The sequence below is a fragment of the Streptomyces sp. Z423-1 genome, assembly GCF_013009255.1.
GTDB classification, from domain to species: domain Bacteria; phylum Actinomycetota; class Actinomycetes; order Streptomycetales; family Streptomycetaceae; genus Streptomyces; species Streptomyces gossypiisoli.
Map to the genome: position 1 here is coordinate 6,297,307 of NZ_CP053109.1, position 13,252 is coordinate 6,310,558.

Annotated in this window: 11 protein-coding genes; 10 read left to right on the forward strand and 1 reads right to left on the reverse strand. The window is 71.2% G+C overall.

The features are described from left to right. The first annotated feature begins 156 nt into the window (after positions 1 to 156). From HJD23_RS28265 to HJD23_RS28300, 8 genes are all read left to right on the forward strand, one after another. Complete coding sequence (locus tag HJD23_RS28265) at positions 157 to 891, forward strand: hypothetical protein (protein ID WP_171112399.1); 735 nt, start codon at positions 157 to 159, stop codon at positions 889 to 891. 126 nt (positions 892 to 1,017) lie between these two features. Next, positions 1,018 to 1,863, forward strand: coding sequence for a DegV family protein (locus HJD23_RS28270; protein ID WP_171112397.1), 846 nt, complete (start codon positions 1,018 to 1,020; stop codon positions 1,861 to 1,863). A gap of 189 nt (positions 1,864 to 2,052) precedes the next feature. Then, positions 2,053 to 3,096: a ComEA family DNA-binding protein gene (locus HJD23_RS28275; RefSeq protein ID WP_171112396.1), complete on the forward strand. Its 1,044-nt coding sequence runs from the start codon at positions 2,053 to 2,055 to the stop codon at positions 3,094 to 3,096. Beyond that, positions 3,093 to 5,591, forward strand: coding sequence for a ComEC/Rec2 family competence protein (locus tag HJD23_RS28280; RefSeq protein WP_171134087.1), 2,499 nt, complete (start codon positions 3,093 to 3,095; stop codon positions 5,589 to 5,591). Before HJD23_RS28275 ends, HJD23_RS28280 begins: the two co-directional genes overlap by 4 nt. 4 nt (positions 5,592 to 5,595) lie before the next feature. Beyond that, positions 5,596 to 6,447: an arylamine N-acetyltransferase gene (locus HJD23_RS28285; protein WP_171112394.1), complete on the forward strand. Its 852-nt coding sequence runs from the start codon at positions 5,596 to 5,598 to the stop codon at positions 6,445 to 6,447. 43 nt (positions 6,448 to 6,490) lie between these two features. After that, positions 6,491 to 6,736 (forward strand): hypothetical protein, encoded by a 246-nt coding sequence (locus HJD23_RS28290; RefSeq protein ID WP_171112392.1) that lies wholly within the window; start codon positions 6,491 to 6,493, stop codon positions 6,734 to 6,736. A 74-nt stretch (positions 6,737 to 6,810) separates the two neighbouring features. Continuing rightward, positions 6,811 to 7,800 carry a DNA polymerase III subunit delta gene (gene holA, locus HJD23_RS28295; RefSeq protein ID WP_206326251.1) on the forward strand — a complete coding sequence of 330 codons (990 nt, stop codon included), beginning with the start codon at positions 6,811 to 6,813 and terminating at the stop codon, positions 7,798 to 7,800. Between the two features lie 119 nt (positions 7,801 to 7,919). Next, positions 7,920 to 8,315: a nuclear transport factor 2 family protein gene (locus HJD23_RS28300; RefSeq protein ID WP_171112389.1), complete on the forward strand. Its 396-nt coding sequence runs from the start codon at positions 7,920 to 7,922 to the stop codon at positions 8,313 to 8,315. Between the two features lie 214 nt (positions 8,316 to 8,529). Here the strand turns inward: HJD23_RS28300 and rpsT are convergent, their stop codons facing one another. Beyond that, positions 8,530 to 8,796 carry a 30S ribosomal protein S20 gene (rpsT, locus tag HJD23_RS28305; RefSeq protein ID WP_171112387.1) on the reverse strand — a complete coding sequence of 89 codons (267 nt, stop codon included), beginning with the start codon at positions 8,794 to 8,796 and terminating at the stop codon, positions 8,530 to 8,532. Between the two features lie 229 nt (positions 8,797 to 9,025). Between rpsT and lepA the strand changes: the two genes are divergently transcribed. After that, entirely contained in the window at positions 9,026 to 10,894 is a 1,869-nt protein-coding gene (lepA, locus tag HJD23_RS28310; protein ID WP_171112385.1) for a translation elongation factor 4, read from the forward strand. 276 nt (positions 10,895 to 11,170) lie between these two features. Then, entirely contained in the window at positions 11,171 to 13,045 is a 1,875-nt protein-coding gene (locus HJD23_RS28315; protein ID WP_171112383.1) for an AMP-dependent synthetase/ligase, read from the forward strand. Positions 13,046 to 13,252 lie beyond the last annotated feature (207 nt).

Here is a 13,252-nt window from a genome sequence, read left to right on the forward strand (position 1 = left end):
GGTGTGTGGTCCTGGCTCGGGGGCGTCCCCTACGGGTCGGTTCCAGGTGATCTGCGGGCAGGTTCGGGGTTCTTCTGGAACTCCGGGCCTGCCCGTTGCGTTTACCGTTGAAGAGCGGCGCGGGGTGTGCCGCGGCCGGTTCGGAGGAGGAGCGTCGTGGAAGCAGTGATCATGGTGTTCGCCCTGCTCTTCGTGCTCTTCCTGGTGCTGGGCGCCTACGCCACGGTCAAGGTGGTCGGCGCCGCCAAGCGGGGCGTGGACCGCACGATCACGCAGGCCCGCCGCACCGTCGAGGACCACACGCTGCGCGCCAAGTCCTTCACCCAGCCCGGCCCCGTCGGCGAGATCGCCCAGCTGCGGCTGAAGCTGCGCACCTCGATGCGCGCCACGCAGGACACGCTGCACGCGGGCGTGGCCGAGGACGAGTCCCTGAAGGAGGCGCTCGGCCTGTTCCAGCGGCTCAGCGCGCACGGGCACGAACTGGACGCCGAGCTCAGGCGCCTGGAGTCCGAGCCGGACCGGGCGACGCTCGCCGGGCGGCTGCCCGAGCTGCGTGACCGCACCGAGCGCATCACAGGGTCGGCGGAGTCGCTGCGCTGGGCGGCCCGCGACCGGGCCGGGCGTTTCGCGGACGACGACCTGGACGCGCTGAGCGCCCAGATCGACGTGGAGACCGGGGCGCTGCGGCACTGGACGACCTCGGACTCCGCCGCGACCCCGCCGCCATGGCCCGAGGCCCCGCCCGCCGACGCCCCGAACACACAGCAGACCTGGCCGGACACCCCGCAGTCACGCACGGCCGAGGAGCCGACGCGGCCCGCCATCACCCCGCCGGGGCCGCGTCCGACGTACCCCTGGCAGAAGAAGCCCCGCCCCGAGAGCACCACCTGAGCATGCGGCGCCGGCCCGGTTGTCCGCACGTTGCGCGCGGGTTCCGTGTGGCGTCCTTGCGCATGTTCCGCACGGGTGAGAGGCCCGGGCTGCCGCCCGGGCACTACGGCAGGTAACCTCCAGCTCATGTCCCGCCATGTCGCGATCGTCACCGATTCAACGGCCTACCTGCCGCCCCGGACGATGGAGCATCATGGCATCACAGCGGTACCCCTGACCGTGGTCCTCGGCGACCGCGCGCTCGAAGAGGGCACCGAGATCTCGACCCGTTCGCTGGCCCAGGCGCTGCAGAAGCGACGCCCCGTCACCACCTCGCGCCCCAGCCCCCAGCTGTTCGCCGAGACCTACCGCAAGGTCGCCGAGTCCGGCGCCACCGGCATCGTCTCCCTGCATCTGTCGGCCGAGTTGTCGGGCACGTACGACGCGGCGGTCCTCGCGGCGCGCGAAGCGCCGGTGCCGGTACGGGTGGTGGACACCGGGATGATCGCGATGGCGCTCGGTTTCTGCGCGCTGGCCGCGGCCGAGGTGGCGCAGACCGGCGGCACGGTGGACGAGGCGGTCACGGCCGCCGAGAAACGTGCCTCCGGCACATCGGCCTACTTCTATGTCGACACCCTCGACTATCTGCGGCGCGGCGGACGGATCGGGACCGCGCAGGCGTTCCTGGGGTCCGCACTCGCCGTGAAGCCGTTGCTGCAGCTGGACGGTGGCCGTATCGAACTCCTGGAGAAGGTCCGGACGGCATCGAGGGCGATCGCCCGGTTGGAGGAGATCGTGGCCGACCGGGCGGGCGGCGCCCCGGTGGACATCGCGGTACACCATCTGGCCGCGGCGGACCGGGCGTCGGCGCTGGCGGAGCGGGTGCGGGGGCGGGTGCCGGGGCTGGCGGACCTGCATGTGAGTGAGGTGGGGGCCGTGATCGGGGCGCATACCGGGCCTGGGTTGTTGGGGGTTGTGGTTTCGGCGCGGTGAGGGGGCCGGGGCCTTGTCCTTGAGGTGCCGTGGCTTCGGGGTGGCGCGCCTTTGGGCTGGGGCACCTTTGAGTTCCGTCTCCTTCCGGTTTCACCCGTGTGAGTGGCGGAGTTTTCCACAACTCGGCGGTAGTCCCCGGGAATTGAGCAAGATCATCGCGAGGGTGGCGGGCTGCCGCATCCTCGTCGCATGGCACTTCGATCACGCACACGCGCAGCATCCGTAACGAGTGGCCCCGGCCGCGGACCTGCCTCCGACGGCCGTAGCGCACACCGCCATCGCCGCCCTCCGTCTCTCGGCCGGGCCCGGCACCGGCACGCCTCGGCAGAAGAACTCCGGCGCCGTGCGGAGGTGCTCTTCGGCGAACGCGCCGAGGAGTGGCGGGAGTCGGGGGCGGGGCCACCGGAGGACGCCGGTGAGGAAGAGCCGGCAGAGGAAGAGCCGGCAGAGGAAGAGTCGGCAGGGGAAGAGTCGGCAGGGGACGAGCCGGCAGTCGTACCTGACGGTGCGGGCCGTCGGCGGGAGCGGGCCGCGCTGGCTCTGCGGGAGCGGATGCCGGTGTGGTTGCAGGCGCGGTGCGGACTGGAGCGGAGAAGCGTGGTGGCGCTCACCGTGCTGCTCGTCGTCGTCGCGGGGTTCGCCGTGCAGCACTTCTGGGCCGGGCGGACGCAGTCCGTGCAGGCACCTGAGGTGGTCCGGGCGGTGGCGCCGCTCGGCGAGCAGGAGGGCGAGCCGTCGGTTGCATCGGGCGCGGCGACCGGTCCGCCCGGTGCCGCCACCGGCACGCCGGTCGCCGAGATCGTGGTGGACGTCAGTGGGAAGGTGCGCGAGCCCGGGATTCACCGTCTGCCGGCCGGATCGCGGGTCGCCGACGCGCTGAAGGCGGCCGGTGGGGTGCGGCCGGGCACGAACATCGACGGTCTGAACCGGGCCCGGTTCCTGGTGGACGGAGAACAGGTGGTCGTCGGGGGTCCCGCGCCCGCCGCGGTCCCGGCTCCGGCCGGGGGTGTCCCGGTCGGCGGGGCGGGCGGCGCGCCCGCAGCTCCCGTCTCCCTCAACACCGCCACGGTCGAGCAGCTCGACACCCTCCCCGGGGTCGGTCCCGTGCTGGCGCGGCACATCATCGACTACCGCACTCAGCACGGCGGTTTCCGCTCGGTGGACGAGCTGCGCGAGGTCAACGGCATCGGTGAACGGCGCTTCGCCGACCTGCGGAACCTCGTACGGCCATGAGGCGCACCCAGGACGCCTCGCGCTCGGACGCGCGCCATGCCGTGCACATGACTGCCGGGAGCCCGCTCGGAGCCGCCCACCCGAGGCAGGAAGGACCGGTGGACCTGCGGCTCGTACCACCCGCGCTGGCCGCCTGGGCAACGGCTGCGCTGGCGCCGGAGGCCTCGCCGGGGCTGCTGACCGGCGTGGTCGTGGTCTGCCTGGTCGTGGGGTGCGGGCTGCTGCTCGCTACTGTTCGCGCGGCAGGAGGCGCCGGGTCGCGTGCCGCGGTCGCCGCCGTGCTGCTCTGCGTCGCGGCGGCCGCCGCCTCGGCCGGGCTGCACGGGGCCGATCTGCGGCGGGGACCGGTGCCGGGGCTGGCGGAGCGGTTCGCCACGGTGACCGCCGAACTGGAAATCACCGCCGACCCCAGACTCACGCGGCCACGGGTCACCGGAAACCACCTGGCACCGGTCTCCGTGCTGGCGAAGGGGGAGGTGCGGAGCGTCCAGCAGGCGTCCGGGACGAGGGCCGTGACGAGGACGCCCGTGCTGGTGATCGTCGACGCGGGGGCGGCCGGGCGACGGGAGTGGCTCGGGCTGCTGCCCTCCACCCGGGTCAGGGTGACCGGACGGCTCGCGCCCCCGATGGTGGGCGGCGACCGGATCGCGGCCGTGGTGCGGGTGCGGGACCGGGCGGGACCGCAGGTGGTGGAGGAGCCGTCGGGGGCGCAGCGGTTCGCGGGACGGTTACGGGCGGGCCTGCGGGAGGCCACCGACGGGCTGCCGGCGGACGCGCGGGCCCTGCTGCCGGGACTGGTCGTCGGGGACACCTCGCGGATCCCGCCGGACCTGGACGAGGCGTTCAAGGAGACCGACCTCGCCCACACGCTCGCCGTGTCCGGGAGCAACCTCACGATCATCCTCGCCCTGCTGCTGGGGCCGCCCGGCCTGGCGCAGCGCAGTGAGCGGCGTGGCCTCGCACCCCGGATCGGCATCTCGCTGCGGACGACGGCGGTCCTCGGCGGAGCGCTCACGCTGGCGTTCGTGGTCGTGTGCAGACCGGACCCGAGCGTGCTGCGGGCCGCGGCCTGCGGTGCCGTCGCACTGCTGGCCCTCGCGACCGGACGCCGGAAGTCGCTGATTCCGGCGCTGGCGACGGCGGTGCTGCTGCTGGTGCTCTACGACCCGTGGCTGGCCCGCAGCTACGGCTTCCTGCTCTCCGTCCTGGCCACGGGGGCGCTGCTCACCCTCGCGCCCCGCTGGAGCAGCGCGTTGCGCGGGCGCGGGGTGCCGCCGCGTCTGGCGGAGGCGCTGGCCGCGGCGGGGGCGGCGCAGGCGCTGTGCGCGCCGGTGGTGGCGGTGTTGTCGGCGCGGGTGAGTCTGGTGGCGGTGCCGTGCAATCTGCTCGTGGAGTTCGCGGTCGCGCCTGCGACGGTGCTGGGCTTCGCGGCGCTGACGGTGGCGCCGGTGGCGATGCCGGTGGCCAAGGGGCTGGCGTGGTGCGCGAGTTGGCCGGCCGGGTGGATCGCGCAGGTCGCCCGGACCGGGGCGGCAATGCCCGGCGCCGGTGTGGACTGGCCGGGTGGCTGGGGCGGGGCGGCGCTGCTCGCCCTCGTCACGGTGGCCGTCGTGGTCGCCGGCCGGCGGCTGCTGCGGCACCCGTGGCTGTGCGCGGGCTGCGGGGTGCTGCTGGTGCTGGCGGTGGTGCAGCCGCCGCCGCTGGCTAGAGTCGTCACGGGCTGGCCGCCGCCGGGGTGGCGGATGGCGCTGTGCGACGTGGGACAGGGCGACGCGACCGTCCTCGCGGCGGGCCCGGGCACCGGGGTCGTCGTCGACGCCGGACCCGACGCGAAGCTGGTCGACCAGTGCCTGCGCGACCTCGGCATCACCAGCATCCCCCTGGTGGTCCTCACCCACTTCCACGCCGACCACGTCGCCGGGCTGCCCGGCGTACTGCGGGGACGTGCGGTGGGGGCGATCGAGACGACCGGGTTCGAAGAGCCGGTGGACCAGGCGGAGTTCGTCCGCAGAGAGGCGGTCGCCCGGGGGATTCCGGTCACGCGTGCTCTCGCCGGGGAGGAGCGGCGCACCGGGGACCTGTCCTGGCAGGTGCTGTGGCCGCCGCCCAGACCGGCGCCGGAGCCGGAGGGCCCGAACGACGCCAGCGTCGCGATGCTCGTACGCTCGGCGGGGCTGCGCATGCTGCTGCTCGGGGACCTCGAACCCCCGGCCCAGCAGGCACTGTTGCGGACACCGGCGGCGGCGTTGGTGGGCGGCGTGGACGTGCTGAAAGTGGCCCATCACGGCTCCGCCTACCAGGACCCGGGGCTGATACGCCGGGCCGCGCCGCGGCTGGCGCTGATCTCGTGTGGTGCGGACAACCCGTACGGGCATCCGGCGCCCAGTACGGTCGCGGCGCTGCGGGAGGGGGGCGCGAGGGTGCTGCGGACGGATGTGGACGGGGCGCTGGCTGTCGTCGGTGCGGGCGGGGGCTTGCGCGTGGCGCGAGACTGAAGGCATGAACTCCGCACAGGTTGATGCCTACCTCCGCCGCCTGGGAGTCCCGCACCCGGCGTGGCCCACCATCGACGTCCTGCGTGAACTGCAACTGCGCCATCTGCAGGTGATCCCCTTCGAGAACCTGTCGATCCACCTCGGTGAGCCGATCGTGCTGGAGGAGAAGCGGCTGCTGGACAAGGTGGTGGGCGCCCGGCGCGGCGGGTTCTGCTACGAACTGAACGGGTCCTTCGGCGCCCTGCTCGCCGCGCTGGGATACGACGTCTCGCTGCTGGCGGCGCGGGTGTACGGGGAGGGCGGTCGTCCCGGGATCCCTTACGACCATCTCGCGTTGCGGGTGCGGACGGTGGACGCGGGGGAGTGGCTCGCCGACGTCGGCTTCGGCGCGTTCAGCCACTTTCCGCTGGCCTTCGAGGAGCGGCGCGAACAGGTCGATCCCGGGGGCGTGTTCCGGATCGCCGAGGCAGGGCCGGACGCGGCGGGCATGCGGGGGGCTCCCGCGGCCGGTGGCGGGGCCGGGGTTCCGGACCTGGACGTGGTCAGGGACGGCAGGCCCGTGTACCGGCTGGAGCTGCGGCCGCGGGTGCTCGGGGACTTCGTGACCGGGGCCTGGTGGCACAGCACCTCGCCGGAGTCGCACTTCGTGCAGTCGCTGGTGTGCTCCCGGCTCACGGAGGACGGCGGACGGATCACGCTCAGCGGGCGGAAGCTGAAGGCGACGGCCGCCGACGGGACGCGGGACGAGCGGGAGCTGGCGGCGGACGAGGAGGTGCTGGAGGTGTACCGGGAGCGGTTCGGGATCGCGCTGGACCGGGTGCCGATCGTGCGAGGGACCGGCGGAGGGGCGGGCTGACCTGCTTGTTCGCGGGCCGGGGCGGTGCCGGAGAATGACTGCCGTGAGTGATGTACGACATGTGCTGGTGCTGCCCGACCGTGATGCCGCGGAGGAGGTGGCGGAGGCCCTCGGGGAGCGGTTCGGGCTGCGGGAGGAGCCGCAGCTGGTGCGGGACGCGCTGGCCGGTGAGGACGACGCCGAGGACGCGCAGTGGCTGGTCGTGCTGCGGGACGAGGACGGGCGGCTGGATGCGGGGGAGCTGGACGAGTTCGTGGCGGAGTGGGAGGGGTGGCGGGAGGATCCGTAGGCCCGATCCGTCCGGGCAGGCGGGCCGGAGGCTGACGGGGGTCGTTGTCAGTGGCGCGTGGGATGCTGTGCGAGATGGCCAGGAAGACTGCTCAAGACGACCCTCTCGCCCCGGTGACGCTTGCCGTGGGCCAGGAGGACCTCCTGCTCGACCGTGCCGTGCAGGAGGTGGTGGCCGCCGCCAGGGCCGCCGACGCCGACACGGACGTGCGTGACCTGACGCCGGACCAGCTGCAGCCGGGCACGCTCGCGGAGTTGACCAGCCCGTCGCTGTTCGCGGAGCGCAAGGTCGTGGTCGTGCGCAATGCGCAGGATCTGTCGGCCGACACGATCAAGGACGTCAAGGCGTATCTCGGGGCGCCCGCCGAGGAGATCACGCTCGTGCTGCTGCACGCGGGCGGGGCCAAGGGCAAGGGCCTGCTGGATGCCGCGCGCAAGGCGGGGGCGCGGGAGGTGGCGTGCCCGAAGATGACCAAGCCGGCGGATCGGCTGGCGTTCGTCCGGGGCGAGTTCCGCGCGCTGGGGCGGTCGGCCACGCCGGAGGCCTGCCAGGCGCTGTGCGACGCCATCGGCAGCGATCTGCGGGAGCTGGCGTCCGCCGTGTCCCAGCTGTGCGCGGACGTCGAGAGCACCATCGACGAGGCGGTCGTCGGGCGGTACTACACCGGGCGGGCCGAGGCGTCGAGCTTCACGGTCGCCGACCGGGCGGTCGAGGGGCGGGCGGCGGAGGCGCTGGAGGCGCTGCGGTGGTCGCTCGCGACCGGGGTGGCGCCGGTGCTGATCACCAGCGCGCTGGCGCAGGGCGTGCGGGCGATCGGGAAGCTGTCGGCCGCGCGAGGCGGGCGGCCCGCTGATCTGGCGCGGGAGCTGGGGATGCCGCCGTGGAAGATCGACCGGGTGCGGCAACAGATGCGGGGGTGGACGCCGGAGGGGGTGGCGGTGGCGTTGCGGGCGGTCGCCGAGGCCGACGCCGGGGTGAAGGGCGGCGGGGACGATGCCGGGTACGCCCTGGAGAAGGCGGTCGTGACGATTGCGCGGGCGGCTCGGTCGCGGGGGCGCGGGTAGCCCGGCCACCGACCCCGCTTCGAGGTGTGACCGGCCCCTCGCCAGAGGAGAATTGTCGGTGTCAGAGGCATCAGCGGTATCCGCCCATCGCCCGGTATGACGAAAGGTGGCGATACGGCATGGCTGAACACCCGCACGCAGCTCTCGTCCGCAAGGGCTACGAGGCCTTCACACGGGGTGACATGGATGCTCTGCGGGGACTGATGACCGGGGACTGCACGCATCACGTTCCCGGTAGTCATCCGCTCGCGGGGGACTTCAAGGGGCAGGACGCGGTCATCGACATGTACCGGCGGCTCTTCGAGGAGACCAACGGGACGATTCAGGTCGATCTGCGCAATGTCCTGGTCGACGGTCGCGGGCATGCGGTCTCCGTGCACCGCTTCCAGGCCGATCGGAACGGCAAGCACCTCGACGAGACCGGAGCTCTCGTCTTCCGGATCGTCGGGGAGAAGATGTCCGACATCGACGAGTGCATCGAGGACATCGACGGGAGCAACGACTTCTGGTCGTGACCCCCGGGCCATGCCGAAGGCCCCGGCGGCCGCCCTGGGGAAGAGCGGGGTGCCGGGGCCTTCGGTTCAAGCTGCTGAGCCCGTACCCGCGTGGCGAACGCAGGCCGCGTACGGACTCGGGGTGCCGGTCGGGAGCGGATGAGAGAGGGCCCGCTCTGGGTCCTTCCGGCGGCTGGATCCGGCGGGCCGGATCCGATCAGACCAGACAGGAGGTTCAGCCCTTGAGGGACGCGACCTTCGCAGCCAGCGCCGACTTCTTGTTGGCGGCCTGGTTCTTGTGGATGACGCCCTTGGAGACGGCCTTGTCGAGCTGACGCGCAGCGGCGCGCTGGTACTCGGTGGCCTTCTCGGCGTCACCCGCGGCAGCAGCCTCGCGGGCCTTGCGGATCGCGGTCTTCAGGGAGGACTTGACGGCCTTGTTGCGCAGCCGAGCCTTCTCGTTGGTCTTGATCCGCTTGATCTGGGACTTGATGTTCGCCACGAATGAGCCTTTTCAGGTTCAGGCACGGGGCCAGAGGGATTCCGGGGCCCGTGCCAGGTGATTTCTTGAAGAAGCGTCTCGCGCTGAGAGGGCATGAGACGCAGCCACCCAGGCTACCAGTGGCGCTCCAGGTGGCCCAAACCGGTCCCCGGTCGCCGCCCGTGGGACCATGGAGGCTACGTAACGATCCGACCCGAGGCATAAGGCGCCTCAAGAGACAGGACCCTGCGTGCCCGCGACCCCTAACCATGTGCCCGAGCCGAGCCGTACCGACCCGGCTCTGATCCGCAATTTCTGCATCATCGCGCACATCGACCACGGCAAGTCCACGCTCGCCGACCGGATGCTCCAGCTGACCGGTGTGGTCGAGCAGCGGCAGATGCGTGCTCAGTACCTCGACCGGATGGACATCGAGCGCGAGCGCGGCATCACGATCAAGTCCCAGGCCGTGCGCCTGCCCTGGGCTCCCACTCATGACCCGGGCAACACGCACATCCTCAACATGATCGACACCCCGGGGCACGTCGACTTCACCTACGAGGTCTCGCGGTCGCTCGCCGCCTGCGAGGGGACGATCCTCCTGGTCGACGCCGCCCAGGGCATCGAGGCCCAGACCCTCGCCAACCTGTACCTGGCGATGGAGAACGACCTCACCATCATTCCCGTACTGAACAAGATCGATCTGCCGGCCGCGCAGCCGGAGAAGTTCGCCGAGGAGCTGGCCAACCTCGTCGGGTGCGAGCCGGACGACGTGCTGAAGGTGTCCGCGAAGACCGGACTCGGGGTGGAGGCCCTGCTCGACAAGGTGGTCGCCGAGATCCCGGCGCCGGTCGGCGTCAAAGACGCCCCCGCGCGCGCCATGATCTTCGACTCGGTCTACGACTCCTACCGGGGCGTGGTCACCTACGTCCGTGTCATCGACGGGCAGCTCAACAAGCGCGAGCGCATCAGGATGATGTCCACCGGCGCCACGCACGAACTGCTGGAGATCGGCACCAACTCGCCCGAGATGCTCCCCGCCGACGGCCTCGGCGTCGGCGAGGTGGGCTACCTGATCACGGGTGTGAAGGATGTCCGCCAGTCCAAGGTCGGTGACACCGTCACCAGTCAGCACAAGGGCGCCACGGAACCGCTCGGCGGTTACAAGGACCCCAAGCCCATGGTCTTCTCCGGGCTCTATCCGCTGGACGGCTCGGACTACCCGGAACTGCGCGAGGCACTCGACAAGCTCCAGCTCAACGACGCCGCCCTCGTCTACGAGCCGGAGACCTCCGCCGCCCTGGGCTTCGGTTTCCGCGTCGGCTTCCTGGGCCTGCTGCACCTCGACGTGATCCGTGAGCGGCTGGAGCGCGAGTTCGGGCTCGACCTGATCGCCACCGCGCCCAACGTGGTCTACCGCGTGATCATGGAGGACGGCACCGAGCACACGGTCACCAACCCGAGCGAGTTCCCCGAGGGCAAGCTCGCCGAGGTGTACGAGCCGGTCGTACGGGCGACGATCCTCGCGCCCACCGAGTTCATCGGCGCGATCATGGAGCTGTGCCAGACCCGGCGCGGCACCCTGCTCGGCATGGACTACCTGTCCGAGGACCGCGTCGAGATCCGCTACACCCTTCCGCTCGCCGAGATCGTCTTCGACTTCTTCGACCAGCTGAAGTCCAAGACCCGTGGTTACGCCTCGCTCGACTACGAGCCCACCGGCGAGCAGTCCAGCTCGCTGGTCAAGGTCGACATCCTGCTGCACGGCGACAAGGTGGACGCCTTCTCGGCGATCACGCACAAGGACCAGGCCTACGCGTACGGCGTGCGGCTCGTCGCCAAGCTCAAGGAGCTTATCCCGCGGCAGAACTTCGAGGTGCCGGTGCAGGCCGCCATCGGCTCCCGGGTGATCGCCCGCGAGACCATCCGCGCCATCCGCAAGGACGTCCTCGCCAAGTGCTACGGCGGTGACATCTCCCGTAAGCGGAAGCTGCTGGAGAAGCAGAAGGAAGGCAAGAAGCGGATGAAGATGGTGGGTTCCGTGGAGGTTCCGCAGGAGGCCTTCATCGCCGTGCTGTCCAGTGATGACAGCGCGGGGCCGAGCAAGAGCAAGAAGTAACCGCGGATTACCGGGGTTACCAGAGGTTACCTCGCAAATCGGGTGCAACAGGGGCCTGCCGTACCGGACGGCGGGCCCCTGTCGTGTGCATACGACTGTCCTTCTGGAGGAAGTGACAAAGCACGGAGGCTTACGCAGTGGCCGGTCGGCCTCTACCCTGATGCCTGCTCGATAGTTACTCGCGAGTTAAACAACAGCACGCGAGTGAAACACTGCCGCACTGAAGGCGCTAGACGCCCTGAGCCAGCCGCACCGTCGCGGGCCCCGGAGGATGTCGTGAGCGACACACAGACCTTGATCGAGAACCGTCCGCCGTCCGTCGCGGGGCTCTTCCTGGAGCGCGTTTCGGCCACCCCGGACGCCGACGCCTACCGATACCCGGTCCCGCCGGCCTCGGGGCAGGGCCCGGACGACTGGAAGTCGCTGAGCTGGGCCCAGGCCGCCGAGCGGGTGTACGCGATCGCGGCCGGGCTGATCGAGCTGGGCGTCCAGCCGGAGCAGCGGGTCGCGCTGGCCTCCGCCACCCGGATCGAGTGGATCCTCGCCGACCTCGGCATCATGTGCGCGGGCGCGGCCACCACCACGATCTACCCGCAGACCAACGCCGACGAGTCGGCGTACATCCTCGCCGACTCCGGCAGCCGCGTGCTGATCGCGGAGAACGCCGAGCAGCTGGCCAAGGCGCAGGAGAAGCGCGCCGAGCTGCCCGACCTCACGCATGTCGTCGTCATCGACGCGGAGGGCGTGGAGACCGGCGACTGGGTGCTCAGCCTCGCCGAGCTGGAGTCCCGGGGCGCGGCCCGGCTGGAGAAGGACCCCACCCTGGTCAAGGACCGGGTCGGCGCGATCACCAAGGACCAGCTGGCCACCCTGATCTACACCTCCGGTACGACCGGCCGGCCCAAGGGTGTCCGGCTGCCGCACGACAACTGGTCGTACATGGCGAAGGCGATCGCCGCGACCGGGCTGCTCGGCCCGGACGACGTGCAGTACCTGTGGCTGCCGCTCGCGCACGTCTTCGGCAAGGTGCTGACCTCCGGGCACATCGAGGTCGGGCACATCACCGCCGTCGACGGCCGGGTCGACAAGATCATCGAGAATCTGCCGGTGGTGCAGCCGACGTACATGGCGGCCGTGCCGCGGATCTTCGAGAAGGTCTACAACGGCGTCGCCGCGAAGGCCCGTGCCGGTGGGCCCGCCAAGTACAAGATCTTCCAGTGGGCGGCGGGTGTCGCGCGCGAGTACGCCAAGGTCACGCAGGACAACTTCCGGCGCACCGGCACCCACTCCGCGCCCTTCGGGCTCGCCGCCAAGCACAAGGTGGCCGACGCGCTCGTCTACTCCAAGCTGCGGGACGCCTTCGGCGGGCAGCTGCGGGCGTGTGTGTCCGGGTCGGTGGCGCTGGCGCCCGAGATCGGGTACTTCTTCGCCGGCGCCGGCATCCACATCCTGGAGGGATACGGACTGACCGAGTCCTCCGCGGCGTCCTTCGTCAACCCCGGTGAGGCGTACCGGACCGGCACGGTCGGCAAGCCGCTGCCCGGAACCGAGGTGCGGATCGCGGAGGACGGCGAGATTCTGCTGCGCGGGCCCGGGATCATGGAGGGGTACCACGGGCTGCCCGAGAAGACCGCGGAGGTGCTGGAGCCGGACGGCTGGTTCCACACCGGGGACATCGGGGAGCTGTCGCCCGACGGGTATCTGCGGATCACCGACCGCAAGAAGGACCTGTTCAAGACCTCGGGCGGCAAGTACATCGCGCCCACCGAGGTCGAGGGCGCCTTCAAGTCGGTCTGCCCGTACGTGTCCAACATCCTGGTGCACGGGGCCGACCGGAACTTCTGCACCGCGCTCATCGCGCTCGACGAGGCGTCGATCATGCAGTGGGCGAAGGAGAACGGGCTGGACGGGAAGTCGTACGCCGAGGTGGTGGCTGCGCCGGCGACCGTGGCGATGGTCGAGGGGTATGTGCAGCAGCTGAACGCCGGGCTTCAGCGGTGGCAGACGATCAAGAAGTTCCGGTTGCTGCCTCGGGACTTGGACGTGGAGCACGGCGAGATCACGCCGAGTCTGAAGCTGAAGCGGCCTGTGGTGGAGCGGGAGTACCAGCATCTGCTGGACGAGATGTACGCGGGGACGCGGGAGAACTGAGGAAGGTGGGGGCGCGGGAGCGTGGGCGGCTGCGGATTGGCTGTGGTTGTTCGCGCAGTTCCCCGCGCCCCCTAGGTTGGTTGGCGCGCCCTGCGTTCGTTAACTGACGTCTTCTGGTCGAGTTTGGCCACTTCGGTGACTCCGTGCTTATGCGTGGGGTCTGTCTGTCACCCTGTCGGCATTGATCGAGGCGTATTCGTCCGAGCC